The organism is Curtobacterium sp. NPDC098951, from assembly GCF_044759965.1.
Lineage (GTDB): Bacteria > Actinomycetota > Actinomycetes > Actinomycetales > Microbacteriaceae > Curtobacterium.
On record NZ_JBIWAG010000003.1, the window covers coordinates 232,135 to 244,175 of the forward strand.

Annotated in this window: 13 protein-coding genes and 1 pseudogene; 8 read left to right on the forward strand and 6 right to left on the reverse strand. The window is 67.4% G+C overall.

Annotation, left to right across the window (positions count from 1 at the left end; genetic code table 11):
* Positions 1 to 185: 185 nt before the first annotated feature.
* Positions 186 to 1,565, forward strand: coding sequence for a HEPN domain-containing protein (locus ACIQUC_RS10025; RefSeq protein WP_402266243.1), 1,380 nt, complete (start codon positions 186 to 188; stop codon positions 1,563 to 1,565).
* A gap of 282 nt (positions 1,566 to 1,847) precedes the next feature.
* Here ACIQUC_RS10025 and ACIQUC_RS10030 read toward each other — a convergent pair whose 3' ends face one another.
* From ACIQUC_RS10030 to ACIQUC_RS10040, 3 genes are all read right to left on the reverse strand, one after another.
* Positions 1,848 to 2,609 carry a hypothetical protein gene (locus tag ACIQUC_RS10030; protein ID WP_402266245.1) on the reverse strand — a complete coding sequence of 254 codons (762 nt, stop codon included), beginning with the start codon at positions 2,607 to 2,609 and terminating at the stop codon, positions 1,848 to 1,850.
* An 85-nt stretch (positions 2,610 to 2,694) separates the two neighbouring features.
* Positions 2,695 to 3,099, reverse strand: a complete 405-nt coding sequence (locus ACIQUC_RS10035; RefSeq protein WP_402266248.1) for a hypothetical protein — start codon at positions 3,097 to 3,099, stop codon at positions 2,695 to 2,697.
* Between the two features lie 51 nt (positions 3,100 to 3,150).
* Positions 3,151 to 3,507, reverse strand: a complete 357-nt coding sequence (locus ACIQUC_RS10040) for an ArsR/SmtB family transcription factor (protein ID WP_402266250.1) — start codon at positions 3,505 to 3,507, stop codon at positions 3,151 to 3,153.
* 108 nt (positions 3,508 to 3,615) lie between these two features.
* On the opposite strand from ACIQUC_RS10040, the gene ACIQUC_RS10045 reads away from it, so the two are divergent.
* The 7 genes and pseudogenes from ACIQUC_RS10045 (at position 3,616) to ACIQUC_RS10075 (ending at position 9,809) form a co-directional block, all read left to right on the forward strand.
* On the forward strand, positions 3,616 to 5,004 hold the full coding sequence (locus ACIQUC_RS10045; protein ID WP_402266253.1) for an FAD-dependent oxidoreductase: 1,389 nt from the start codon (positions 3,616 to 3,618) through the stop codon (positions 5,002 to 5,004).
* Positions 5,004 to 6,410, forward strand: a complete 1,407-nt coding sequence (locus ACIQUC_RS10050; protein WP_402266256.1) for an arsenic transporter — start codon at positions 5,004 to 5,006, stop codon at positions 6,408 to 6,410. The genes ACIQUC_RS10045 and ACIQUC_RS10050 overlap by 1 nt, the downstream gene beginning before the upstream one ends.
* A 41-nt stretch (positions 6,411 to 6,451) precedes the next feature.
* Entirely contained in the window at positions 6,452 to 6,868 is a 417-nt protein-coding gene (locus ACIQUC_RS10055) for an arsenate reductase ArsC (protein ID WP_402267256.1), read from the forward strand.
* 20 nt (positions 6,869 to 6,888) lie between these two features.
* Complete coding sequence (locus ACIQUC_RS10060; protein WP_402266259.1) at positions 6,889 to 8,289, forward strand: NAD(P)-binding domain-containing protein; 1,401 nt, start codon at positions 6,889 to 6,891, stop codon at positions 8,287 to 8,289.
* Positions 8,290 to 8,301: 12 nt separating this feature from the next.
* A complete protein-coding gene (locus ACIQUC_RS10065) occupies positions 8,302 to 8,697 on the forward strand; it encodes a low molecular weight phosphatase family protein (RefSeq protein ID WP_402266262.1) in 396 nt (131 codons plus the stop codon).
* Positions 8,694 to 9,214: pseudogene (locus ACIQUC_RS10070) on the forward strand (GNAT family N-acetyltransferase). Before ACIQUC_RS10065 ends, ACIQUC_RS10070 begins: the two are co-directional and overlap by 4 nt.
* Positions 9,215 to 9,581: 367 nt before the next feature.
* Complete coding sequence (locus tag ACIQUC_RS10075; protein ID WP_402266265.1) at positions 9,582 to 9,809, forward strand: hypothetical protein; 228 nt, start codon at positions 9,582 to 9,584, stop codon at positions 9,807 to 9,809.
* 336 nt (positions 9,810 to 10,145) lie between these two features.
* On the opposite strand, the gene ACIQUC_RS10080 is transcribed toward ACIQUC_RS10075, so the two are convergent.
* The 3 genes from ACIQUC_RS10080 to ACIQUC_RS10090 form a co-directional block, all read right to left on the reverse strand.
* The gene (locus ACIQUC_RS10080; protein WP_402267259.1) at positions 10,146 to 10,829 is read right to left on the reverse strand and encodes a cation diffusion facilitator family transporter; all 684 of its coding nucleotides are present in this window, start codon (positions 10,827 to 10,829) and stop codon (positions 10,146 to 10,148) included.
* Positions 10,826 to 11,179 carry an ArsR/SmtB family transcription factor gene (locus tag ACIQUC_RS10085; RefSeq protein ID WP_402266267.1) on the reverse strand — a complete coding sequence of 118 codons (354 nt, stop codon included), beginning with the start codon at positions 11,177 to 11,179 and terminating at the stop codon, positions 10,826 to 10,828. Before ACIQUC_RS10085 ends, ACIQUC_RS10080 begins: the two co-directional genes overlap by 4 nt.
* 90 nt (positions 11,180 to 11,269) lie before the next feature.
* The gene (locus ACIQUC_RS10090; RefSeq protein ID WP_402266269.1) at positions 11,270 to 11,983 is read right to left on the reverse strand and encodes a M23 family metallopeptidase; all 714 of its coding nucleotides are present in this window, start codon (positions 11,981 to 11,983) and stop codon (positions 11,270 to 11,272) included.
* Positions 11,984 to 12,041: the final 58 nt, after the last annotated feature.

The following is a 12,041-nucleotide window of genomic DNA, read 5'->3' on the forward strand; positions in this document are numbered from 1 at the left end:
TTCGTGAGCGGGCGTGCACCTAGAGAGGTCCCGGGCGACCGTTTCAGTGAACAGTCACAGGTTGATGTGAAGTGAAGGACAAGTTGTCGTTTTGAAACGCAACTTGTCGCGGTTGGTACCCAACTTGTCGTGCCGATGGTGGCCGGCCTCCTCATGGGCGGGGTGGCCTTGAAGAGAGGGCGCAGATGAAGACGTTCCGCGGCCACTGGTGGCTCCCGGATGATCCGGACTCACAGCCAGGAACACTTACGATTTCGAACCGCGGAGATGTCACTCTCGAACTCATTGGCGGGTTCGACCTCTCCGTGCGGACACCACTCCCTGGCGGTGGATACGCGGTCTCCGCCAACGAACGACCGATGCCGCTGATCTACGGCCTCGCGGGCAACCAGCGGATCACGGTCCAAGACGCAGTCACGCTTCACTCCGAAGCTCGTTTCGGCTTGAGCGACCGCCCGAACTACCACCGCATCTCCGGCACGCGGGCTTTCGTCGGCGTGCACCTTCCGGAAGAAGAACACCAACAGCTCTGGCAGGGCTGCTGGGTACACCTCGAGAACTTCGCGTACTGGTCCGGCGCAGACGGAGTACGATCCTCCGCGGAACTTCGATCCAAGAGCGCCGACCTCGTCGAAGTCCCCGACAAGACCGTCGAGGTGGAGGGGTGGACGTACACCTCGGTGACCCGCGTCGGCGGCTTTGACTTCGACGTCCGGCGGGGCGATATATCGGTCTCCGGTCTGATGTCGGCACGACTCCGCATCGACGCTCCTGGACCGTGCACTATCGCTGAACTAGACACCCGAGTGAAAGCGTGGATGGATCTGCTCACGCTCGCATCCGGCTCCGCCTGCGGAGTGATCGGCATGTCCGTCATTCCGGTTTCAGACGAGGGTTCACGGGGAGGATGTCGCCGGCGCGAGGATTATCCCGTCCACGTTCGTCACCTCCATGAAGCTGAGCCGAACGCTGATGTGGTCCGCGAGTGGCGATTCACCTGTGACGAGCTGGCCTTCGAACAGGCTGCAGCCGCATGGATGCCCTTGCAGGCGAAGGCACTGGAAGGAACCTCGGCCTACTTCGGGAGTTACTACTCGCCCGGCGGATACACGGAGTCACGTACGCTCCTGCACGCTGTGGCGGCAGAAGCGACGCACCGCGCCCTCGGGGAGCTTAAGCAGGAACGCGATATTGATTTGGACACGTTCGCAGATCGCAAGAGACGCGCGCGAGCCGCGATGCAGACGCTGGACGAGCGCGAGTGGCTCGACCGAAAACTGCGGAACGACCCACGACCGATCACGTTCCGGGACCGCCTCCACGACATCGTCTCGTCACTTGCTCCGGAAGCGGTCTCGCTCATCCTGACCGACGTTGACGAGTGGGCTACGGATCTCACTCAGACGAGGAATGGGCTCGCCCATCGTGCGGACGGATCCGGACAGCGGCTCTATGAACTCGCTCAGGCGACAGACGCAGTGCTCACGGCCTACCTGCTGGCGCGGCTCGGCTTGAATGCCGCGGTCCAAGCGAAGGCAGCAGGCGCGCTGCGACAACCGTACTGAAGCGTTCAGTAACCGCACCGCCTGAACCCCTACGTGATCGCCATGGCGTTTCACCAGATGTTCTCGTGAGCCGTGAGCCGTGAGCCGTGAGCCGTGAGCCGTGAGCCGTGTCGTCCGCCAGCCAACTTGTCCAACTGCCACACAACGTGTCCTGAAATACGGACATGGACACGTTATTTGGCAGTTCCGTCGGTCCACCTCAGTTCCCAGTGATAACCGGGCAACGTCGTAACCACTCCGCGCCGTCGGTGCTCGCGCGGAGTGGTGGATCCCTACTCGGTGCTACGCGATTCCGGCGCTCAGGTCGTCGCGCCGAACTGCCCGTCGTCGATGCTCGACGCCGACTCCGTCAGGGAACAGGTTGATGAGGACCAATAGATACGCCGCGTACCACTCATCCGCGATCTGTTCAGCGCGGCGGATGCGCAGCAGATCCTGCTCGGCAAAGCGGATCAGCTCCGGATATTCGTCTTTGTCGACCGGTTCATAGGTGCCAACCTTCAGCCATCGGCGCTCATCTGCTTGCCAAATCAGGCCAACGCAATCATCATCATCGCCGTCTAAGAGCTCGAAAGCGAACTCCCAGTTGTCAGCCCACGCCTTTCCCATCTCACTTGCGACGTAGCCGTCAGGTTGCGGGGTCTCCTCCGGCATTGGTCCATGGGGGTACCGCATGACGGTGTTTCCGTCCGCTGCGTAGAACAGGACCTCACAGATGAGTAGGGCGTCGACAACCGAGTGACGTTTAGCTCCGCTCGCGAGGTCACTGCGGAACATCCACAATGCCATGTCCGCCTGCTTCTGCCAGTCGTTCCATGCCTCCTCGGGCCCCGGCAGCGTCTCGCCGGGTGGCTCGATCGTCCATGTGGTTCGGTCTCCGAGGACCCACTGCAGAGTGGCTGGTTGAGTCGCATCGGGTTGAAACTGCAATGTGACTGGCCCGTTCTCCTCGCCGGCGGCGGTCAGGCGGGGAGCGTTGAAGTGACGGCGGACCGCAGAGTGGTCAACCTGATGCGATGGCCATTGATAGCGGATCTCGAGCACTACCGTCGAACCTCCTACGACGTCGCACTGATCGCTGACTCAGCCTGCCGAACCGCTCCCACAGACGCAGGGCTCAATCGTTCGATCAGAATTGGATGTAGCCGTTCCAAGCCGCCTCGGCTCTTGCTTCGTCATCACCGAAGATGTCAGGGTCAACTGGGAAGTGCTCGTTTCGGAAGTGGTCCAGCTCCAGCTGCGCACGATCTCGGAGTGTCGCTCGGTCCTCGTCGGGATGTCCCAGAGCAAGCATGGCTGTGCGCCGCTCGATGACGGCATCCCACAGTTGTCGTCGGCTGACCTCCGCGATTAGCTGCGAAGCAACGAGCATCGAGTTGAACTCAAGCGATCCCCCGAACCGGTCCATCAAGGTGACGAGGTCCCTGTCCTTCACCTCGGTGAACACCTTCGGCTGCTTGCGTTGCTCCTCCATCATCCAACGGATCTGTGCACGGGCGTCCGCGATCGGGTTCAGTTCCTGCTCCTCGGTCATGTCTTCATCCTCACCGTGCGCAGGCTTTGCCGCGAGGGAAATTCCCTCGTCTCAGCGTGTGGGCGACGTCAGCAGCGCCGCGACAGACTCGAGCGCGCCGGGGACGAGGGAGAAGTAGGCCCAGGTGCCGCGCTTCTCGCGGTGCAGGATGCCGGCGTCGACGAGCACCTTGAGGTGGTGCGAGACGGTCGGCTGGGACAGGCCGAGCGGTTCCTGCAGGTCGCAGACGCACGCTTCTGCACCCTCGTGCGCGGCAACCATCGAGATCAGCCGGAGCCGCGCAGGGTCAGCGATCGCCTTCAACGACTTCGCGAGGACCTCGGCGGACTCCTGCGTCATCGCTCCCGTCGTGACAGGCGAGCAGCATGCGGTGACGTCTTGAATGGGAAGCAGCTCGATCGTCGTCATCGCACCATCATCCCACGCCCTTCGATGCAGGTCTATATTTGCGTTCATCGATATCGACGTGCTTCGATGTTCCTGCTCGACTTCCGATCGATCTAAAGGACCGACCCGATGACTCACCTTGTTGCCGTTGGGGGCAGCGACGCCGGCATCGCCGCAGCGCTCCGCGCCCGTGAGCTCGACCCGTCGACCGATGTGACGGTGGTCCTCGCCGACGAGTTCCCGAACTTCTCCATCTGCGGCATCCCCTACTGGGTCTCCGGCGACGTCGCCACCGAAGCGTCTCTCGCGCACCGCACCCGCGGAGACCTCGAAGCCGCCGGGATGACTGTCCGCTCCTCCACCTGGGCTTCCGCCGTCGACGTCGACCGCCAGTTGCTCTCCGTCACCGGCCCGGCCGGTGAGGAGCAGATCGCCTACGACGAGCTGCTGATCGGGACCGGCGCGGAGCCGGTCCGCCCGGCCGGGATCCCGTTCGGTAAGCCCGGCATCCACCTGCTGCACTCGATGACCGACGCGGAGCAAGTTGTCGCCGCCCTGGAGCTTTTGCCTGCCGGCAGCCGCGTCGCGGTGGTCGGCGCCGGCTACATCGGTCTCGAGATGACCGAGGGGCTCGTCGCCCGCGGGTTTGACACGACGCTGATCCAGCGCGGCCCGGAAGTGCTCTCGACCCTCGACCCGGAACTCGGTTCCCTGGTCACCGCGGAGGTCCGTCGGCACGGCGCGACGGTGCTGACCGGTGCGACCGTCACCGGAATCACCCCGGCGGGCGGCGGGCAGTGGAGCGTCGCGACCAGCTCCGCATCTGGTGAGGCCGCACGAACGTTCGCGCTCGTGGTGGTCTGTGTCGGGGTGCGGCCGGTGACGGACCTCGCGGCCGCGGCAGGCGCGCGACTCGGGCAGGCCGGCGCGATCATCGTCGACGAGCAGATGCGGACCGGGGTGCCGCATGTGTGGGCGGCGGGTGACTGCGTCGTGACGCATCACCGGCTCCTCGGTACGACGTGGCTGCCGCTCGGGACGACCGCGCACAAGCAGGGCCGCGTCGCCGGGGAGAACATGCTCGGGGGGTCCCGGACCTTCGCCGGTTCGGTGGGGACGCAGGTGGTGAAGGTGTTCGATCTCGTCGCAGCCCGCACCGGCCTCCGCCACCACGAAACCGCGCCGTTGGACGTGTCGCCGCTAAACCGGGTGACGGTCGCGGATGACCACAAGCGGTACTACCCGGGTGCGGTGCCGCTGACGATCAGCGTCACCGGCGACCAGAGCAGCGGCCGGCTCCTCGGGGCGCAGATCATCGGGGAGCGGTCTGCGGAGATCAGCAAGCGCATCGACACGTTCGCCACCGCCCTGCACGCGGGCCTGTCGGTCGATGACGTCATCGACTTGGACCTCTCCTACACGCCGCCGCTCGGGTCCCCGTGGGATGCCGTGCAGGTCGCCGCGCAGGGCTGGGGGCGCGCCGCCGCGGCAGCAACCCCGGCCGGGGTGAGCGGCTGATGGTGCTGGCGGTCGTCGCCGCGGTGATCTTCGTCGCGACGCTCGTGGTGGTGATCTGGCAGCCGAAGGGCTTCCCGATCGGCTACACCGCGCTTATCGGCGCGGTCGTCGCTCTCGTGACCACGGTTGTTGGGCTTGGGGACGTGCCGACGGTGGTTGGGATTGTGTGGAACGCGACGCTGACGTTCGTCGCGGTGGTGCTGATCTCGTTGATCCTCGATGAGGCCGGGTTCTTCGAGTGGGCTGCGCTCTACGTGGCCCGCTGGGGTCGCGGGAACGGTCGGCTGCTGTTCGTGCTGATCGTTGGCCTCGGCGCGGTCATCGCGGCCGTGTTTGCCAACGACGGGGCCGCGCTGATCCTCACCCCGATCGTCGTCGGGATGCTCCGCGCCTTGAACATGCCGCAGAAGGCGGCGCTGGGGTTCATCCTCGCCACCGGGTTCATCGCCGACACCGGCAGCCTGCCGCTGGTGGTGTCGAACCTGGTCAACATCGTCTCTGCCGACTACTTCGGCCTCGGGTTCGCCGAGTACGCCGCCGTCATGGTGCCCCTTGGCATCGTGTCCGTGCTGGCGTCCCTCGGGATGCTGCTGGCGTACTTCGGCCGGAGCATTCCGAAGCGGTACGACGTCCTCGCCCTGCCCCGGCCTGCCGCCGCTGTGAAGGACCGGGCGACGTTCCGCGCCGGATGGGTGGTCCTTGCCCTGCTGCTGGTCGGCTACTTCGCCGCCGACCCGCTCGGGGTTCCCCTCGCCACGGTCGCTGGTGTCGGTGCGGTCGTGATCGTTCTCGTTGCCGCCCGGCAACCTGCGTTCCTCTTCGCCCGCCAGACCGCGTCCCCGGTCCTCGTCACGACCGGCGGCACCGCCACCGTCACAGCCGGCAGTGGTGGCGCTGCGGGTGGCGGGTCGGGGCGGGTGATTCCGGTGTGGAAGACGATCCGGGAGGCGCCGTGGCAGATCGTGCTGTTCTCGATCGGCATGTACCTCGTCGTGTACGGGCTGCAGAACCAGGGCCTCACCGACTACCTCGCGGAGCTGTTCGACGTGTTCGGGGACCAGGGGGTCCTCGTCACCGCGCTCGGGGTCGGGTTCGTGATCGCGATCCTGGCGTCGCTGATGAACAACATGCCGACGGTGCTGATTGCTGCCCTCGCGATCGGCGGAGCTGGCGCGACCGGGCTGACGCACGAGGTGATGATCTACGCCAACGTCATCGGCTCCGACCTCGGCCCGAAGATCACCCCGATCGGGTCGCTGGCGACGCTGCTGTGGTTGCACGTGCTCGATCGGAAGGGCATCCACATCGGCTGGGGGCAGTACTTCCGCACCGGCATCGTCCTGACCGTCCCCGTCCTTGCCGTCACCCTGACAGCCCTCGCCGGCTGGCTCACCCTCATCCGATGACCACCCGAACCGGGAGCACCTCTATGACCGCGACCCCCACGATGACCGCGACCCCCACGATCCTGTTCGTCTGCGTCCACAACGCCGGCCGCTCCCAGATGGCAGCCGGCTACGCCCAGGCCCTCGGCGGCGACCGTGTGCAGGTCCGCTCCGCCGGCAGTGCGCCGAAGGACCAGATCAACCCCGTCGCGATCGAAGCCATGGCGGAGGACGGCATCGACATCGCCTCGAACCAGCCGAAGATCCTCACCACCGACGCCGTCCGCGAGTCCGACGCGGTGATCACGATGGGCTGCGGCGACGCGTGCCCGATCTTCCCTGGCAAGCGGTACGAGGACTGGGACCTCACCGACCCCGCCGGGAAGGGCATCGACGACGTCCGCCCCATCCGCGACGAGATCAAGACCCGCGTGCAGGCGCTCCTGGCCGAGCTGCTGCCCGCCGAAGCATCCGCCTGACCACCGGAAGGACCACCACCATGACCCTCACCCTCACCGTCCCACCCCGGGCCGACGCGGACCGCCTGACCGGGCTGCCCGTCGCCGTCATCGGCGCCGGCCCTGTCGGCCTCGCCGCCGCCGCGCACCTCCTCGAGCAGGGCCTGCCCGTCGTCGTCTACGAAGCCGGCGACCAGGTCGGCACGTCCGTCCGGGCATGGGGGCACACCAGGCTGTTCTCCCCGTGGCGGTACGTCATCGACGACGCCGCCCGCCGGCTCCTCCAACGCACCGGCTGGACCGAGCCCCGCCGCTCGTCGCTGCCGACCGGGCACGACCTCGTCGCCCAGTACCTCGAACCCCTCGCTCAGACGCCCGAGCTGGCCCCGGTGATCCGGTACGGCGTCCGCGTGGACGCGGTGTCCCGGCAGGGCATGGACCGCACCCGCTCCACCGGCCGCGCCGACACCCCGTTCCTCCTCCGCCTCCACACGGCCGACGGCGTCGAGGACGTCACCGCCCGCGCCGTCGTCGACACCTCCGGCACGTACACGTCCCCGAACCCGCTCACCGCCGCCGGCCTCGCACCCGCTGCGGACCTCGGGGACCGGGTGATGCACGCTCTCCCGGACGTGCTTGGTGCGGACCGGGCACGGTTCGCCGGGAAGCGGGTCCTCGTCGTCGGGGCCGGGCACTCGGCCGCGAACACGCTCATCAAGCTTGCCGCTCTCGCCAAGGACGAACCCGGCACGACGCTGCTGTGGGCGATCCGGAACGCCGGCACCGCCCGGCTCCGCGCGGATGCCGCCGACGGGCTCGCTGCCCGCGGGCAGCTCGGCTCGAACGTGCACGGCCTCGTCGAGTCCGGCCAGGTCGAGCAGCTCGCCTCGTTCGAGATCGACGACGTCCGTCCCGACGGTGACCAGGTTGCCGTTACCGGCCGCCGTGCCGGCGAGGCGATCACGGTGACGGTTGATGTTGTGGTGAACGCGACGGGGTTCCGGCCCGACCTCGACATGCTCCGCGAGATCCGCCTGGGCCTCGACGACATCGTCGAAGCACCCCGGGCGCTCGCGCCGCTGATCGACCCGAACCTGCACTCCTGCGGCTCCGTCCCGCCGCACGGTGTCGCAGAGCTGGCGCACCCGGAGCCGAACTTCTTCATCGCCGGGATGAAGTCCTACGGCCGCGCCCCCACGTTCCTGCTGCTCACCGGCTACGAGCAGGTCCGTTCCATCGCCGCAGAACTCGCCGGTGACCACCACGCGGCTCGGCAGGTGGAACTGGTCCTGCCCGAGACCGGCGTCTGCTCCACTGGCGTCGGCGGCTCATCTTCATGCGACGTGCCCGCAACCACGACCGAGGTGTCCGAGGACTCGTCGTGCTGCGCCGCACCTGCACCGGCCGCGCCGCCCGCCAGCAGCTCCTGCTGCACGAACTGAACCGGACCCCGCATGACTGCCAAGCCCACCGTGCTGTTCATCTGCAAGCACAACGCCGGCCGCTCCCAACTCGGCGCAGCTCTCCTCGAAATCGCCGCCCCTGACCGATACACCGCCACCTCTGCCGGGATCGCACCCGCCGGCGAGGTGAACCCGTCGATCGCCGCGACCGTCGCGGAGCTCGGCCTCGACATCAGCGACCGCATTCCGCGGAAGGTCACGCCCGAGCTGTTGGATCAGGCCGACGTCGTCGTGCTGATGAAGCCCGGCCTCGACCTTCCCGCGACGCCTCGCGGGAAGGTGTTGCAGTGGTCGTTCCCGGACCCGGACTCCTGGTCTCCCGACGACGTCCGTCCCATGCGCGACGCCGTCGCCGCCCGCATCCAGGGCGAGCTACTGCGCCCATGACCGACAGCACCACGGTCACCATTCGGCCGATGACCGCCGCCGACTGGCCCAGTGTCGAGGCGATTTACCGGGATGGCATCGCCACCGGAAACGCGACGTTTGAGGCGGCACCGCCGACCTGGGAGGCATCGACGACGGGAAGCTGCCCGAGCACCGGTTCGTCGCCGCCGACGGTGACGCGGTTCTCGGCTGGGTGGCGGTCTCCCCGACCTCCGCCCGGCCGGTGTACCGGGGCGTCGTCGAGCACTCCGTGTACGTCGCCGCCGCAGCGCGTGGTCGCGGTGTTGGACACCTGCTCCTCGACGCCCTGGTCGCGTCGACCGAGGCAGCCGGCATCTGGACCATCCAGTCCGGGATCTTCCCCGAGAACACCGCCTCCCGCGCCCTCCACGCCCAACACGGGTTCCGCGAACTCGGCACCCGAGAACGCATCGGCCTCATGACATTCGGGCCGTGGGCCGGGCAGTGGCGCGACAACGTCCTCGTCGAACGCCGAAGCCCGCACGCCAGCTCCTGAGCAGGAGCGGCACGCTTCGATCCGCATGCTTGCAGGTATGTTCCAAAACCCGCTATGCTGTGACACGCGTCATTAGTGCGCGCAAAAAGCCAGTCCATCGGACTGGCTTTCGTCATGTCCGGCCCGAACCGTAGGCTGGAACCGCTCGATACGACTCTGCCCTCAGCGCAGCACCCGAGCACCACGAACAGGCCGGTCCCGTCAGGGCCGGCCTTTTCCATGCCCTCACGCGCGGAGCGCACACCAGACCGCTCGCTCCGGGCATAGGGCCTCTGCGCGTCCACCGGGCGCACGCGCCGACCTGGCGCTCTAGACCCCCGCCCACGACGGGCGGGCTGGCCACACGGCCAAACCCGAAGGAGGCAACATGCCCATCACCGACACAACGGTGGACATGCTGACGGCCTTCGGCGGCACCATCCTGACCGGCATCATCGCGGTCGTCGCCCCCGTGCTTGGCTTCCTCCTGCGCAAGCAGGTCACGGAGCTGATCAAGCACATCGTGGACGTCGTCGACGACCGCACGCTGGCAAAGGACCCCGAGCGGGCACGCATCGTCGCAGAACTGCGACGAGCCCGTTTCGGGAAGAAGTAGCCGCCGAAAAAACGCCAACCCTCATTCGGGAAGGAGAACTCTGCCCTGAGCCGTATCGATAGGGGTGCCTCATACGAGATGCGGACACCGATTAGCTGCCTAGCTAGCCAACTGGGCTTGGGGACGGGCTGCCCAGACCGCTACAGACCGAGCAGGCGACACGCACCGACCCGCCGCTCGACGTCATCGAAACTGTCGCATCGGAACCAGAGCTCCGATCGGAGCATGCACACCTGGCACTGTTCCGGCAGTGCCTCGACGTCTGCGACGGGCTCTCGAGCGTCCGCAGACCAGAGCCGGTACCCGTCCGCCGAGCTGCACCAGGAGCCCAGCCGGTCAGCAGCAGTCGCACGCGTCGACGTCGCGCTCACCGATCAGTGCCGACACCGGCTGCTTGCACGCGTCGCCGCGCCAGGCCTCCAAGCCCTCCCGGACCGCGAAGACCACCACGACCAGGCCCGCCACCGGGTCGGCCCAGGCCCACCCGAACAGGGTGTTCAGCAGCAGGCCGATCAGGACCGCGGCGGAGAGGTAGCTGCACACGAGGGTCTGCTTCGAGTCAGCGATAGCGGACGCGGAGCCGAGTTCCTTCCCGACGCGCCGCTCCAGCAGGCTGAGGAACGGCATCACGGCGAGGCTCACCGCGGCGAGGACGATTCCGACGGTGCTGTGCTCTGGCTCGCGAAGCCCAGCGAAGGTCAGGGCGGCGTCGACGGTGACGTACAGCGCGAGGCCGAAGAACGACACCGCAATGACTTTCAACGTGGTGCGCTCGCGTGCTTCCGGGTCGCGACCGGCGAACTGCCACGCGACGGCGGCAGCGGAGAGCACTTCCACGATGGAGTCGAGCCCGAACCCGATCAGCGCCGTCGAGGACGCCACCGTGCCGGCTGCGATCGCGATCACGGCTTCGATCACGTTGTAGGTGATCGTCGCGGCGACGATCCACCGCACCCGTCGCTGCAACACGCTCCGGCGCGCAGCCGACAGGGGGGCAGCGAGCTGTACGGCGGCGCTCATGCGCCGGCTCCGCAGCACAGGGGGACGTCGCAGTCCTTGTCCGTGCAGTCAGTGCCGTCATCGACGGCGAGAACGACGTCGACCAGAGCGTCCAGCGCACGTGACAGATGCGGGTCTGCGATTTCATACCGGGTACTGCGGCCTTGTGGGACGGCGACGACGATGCCGCAGCCGCGCAGGCACGCGAGGTGGTTCGACACGTTGGTGCGGGTCAACTGGAGCTCTTCCGCCAGCCGCGCCGGATACCCGGGCTCGTCGAGCAGCCGCAGCAAGATGCGGGCTCGGGTCGGGTCTGCGAGAGCCCGGCCAAGCCGGTTCATCACATCAACCCGAGAGGCTCTAGTCAGCATATGCTGACTATACAGCCGAGGATGACCATCCGAGGGTCGCTGCCTCATCTCGATAGCCGATGGCTGGTTGGACACCGCTGGAGCTAGGTGCTACAGCGTGCGTCCGGCGTTGGCGGTGAGCCACGGGATCGGGTCGATGGGTGTGGTGCCGCCGGGCATGACCTGCAGGTGCAGGTGCGCGCCGGTGCTCGCTCCGGTGTTGCCGACGAGGCCGACGAGCTGCCCGACGGCGACGGTGTCGCCTGGTCGGAGCGGCGAGGAGCCGAATATCATGTGCGCGTACAGGGTGGACACGAGGCGACCGTCGATCTGGTGGTCGATGATGACGTACTGCCCGTATTCGGGGTGCGTTGTCGACACTCGGACAGTGCCGGCAGCGACAGCTCCGATGGGGGTGCCGGCGCCGGGGGTGAGGTCCGCGCCCTGATGAATCGACGAGCAGGTCGCGCATGGGGCGCTTCGCGGACCGAACGGTGAGCTGACGGTGATGGTTCCGGCGATGGGCCAGCGAATGTCGCCGGTTCCGGTGTTCACGATCGTGCCGCCCGTGGTCGTGGGAACGCTCTGTTTCGTCGAGGCCGGTGCGCCCACGGTTGACGCGGCCCGTGAGGCGGGTGCTGTCTTGGTGATGACGGGCTTCGGGGTCGGCTTGGTGATCGTGTACCCGTCGCGGTCGACCGCGAGAGCCAGCCCGGACGCGGTGAAGCTCTGCCCGGTGGTGGCAGGAGCGACGCCGGGCACGACTGCTGCGGGGCCGGTCGTGGCCTGCGCGGGCAGCGCTGCGGCAGCGGTGAACAGCGCCATCGCGGCCGCGGCACCAGTGATTGGGACCGCGGCGAGAACGCGCGACCGCAGTGAGCGG